Below are 948 nucleotides of genomic sequence, written 5' to 3'. Positions count from 1 at the left end.
TTTAGCAACAACGCCCGCGCCTACGGTACGGCCGCCTTCACGGATTGCGAAACGCAGACCGTCGTCCATCGCGATCGGGTGGATCAGGGTAACAACCATTTTGATGTTGTCGCCCGGCATTACCATCTCAACGCCTTCCGGCAGTTCAACGGAACCAGTCACGTCAGTAGTACGGAAGTAGAACTGAGGACGGTAGCCTTTGAAGAACGGAGTGTGACGGCCGCCTTCGTCTTTGGACAGAACGTAAACTTCTGATTCAAAGGTGGTGTGCGGCTTGATGGAGCCCGGCTTAGCCAGAACCTGGCCACGCTCGATCTCTTCACGCTTGATACCACGCAGCAGAACACCAACGTTCTCACCAGCCTGACCCTGATCCAGCAGTTTGCGGAACATTTCAACGCCGGTACAGGTAGATTTCGCCGTATCTTTGATACCAACGATTTCAACTTCTTCACCAACTTTGATCACGCCACGCTCAACACGACCGGTAACAACGGTACCACGGCCAGAGATTGAGAATACGTCTTCGATCGGCAGCAGGAACGGCAGATCGATAGCGCGCTGCGGGTCAGGGATGTAAGAATCCAGGTGACCAGCCAGCTCGATGATTTTCTCTTCCCACTCTGCTTCGCCTTCCAGCGCTTTCAGCGCGGAACCGCGAACGATCGGAGTGTCGTCGCCCGGGAAGTCATACTGTGACAGCAGGTCACGAACTTCCATTTCAACCAGTTCCAGCAGCTCTTCATCATCAACCATGTCACATTTGTTCAGGAACACGATGATGTAAGGAACGCCAACCTGACGACCCAGCAGGATGTGCTCACGGGTCTGCGGCATCGGGCCGTCAGTCGCAGCAACAACCAGGATAGCGCCGTCCATCTGAGCAGCACCGGTGATCATGTTTTTCACATAGTCGGCGTGGCCCGGGCAGTCAACGTGCGCGTAGTG

At 55.2% G+C, this 948-nt stretch carries 1 protein-coding gene; it reads right to left on the bottom strand.

Annotated elements, in window-relative coordinates; translation table 11 throughout:
* Positions 1-948: elongation factor Tu (gene tuf / locus ACQE3Y_RS20505; protein ID WP_426982412.1), on the bottom strand; the 948-nt coding region annotated here is incomplete at both ends.

The organism is Pantoea sp. FN0305, from assembly GCF_050113845.1.
In the GTDB taxonomy this organism is placed as follows: Bacteria; Pseudomonadota; Gammaproteobacteria; order Enterobacterales; family Enterobacteriaceae; genus Mixta; species Mixta alhagi.
This window is presented reverse-complemented; position numbering and strand designations above follow the sequence as displayed.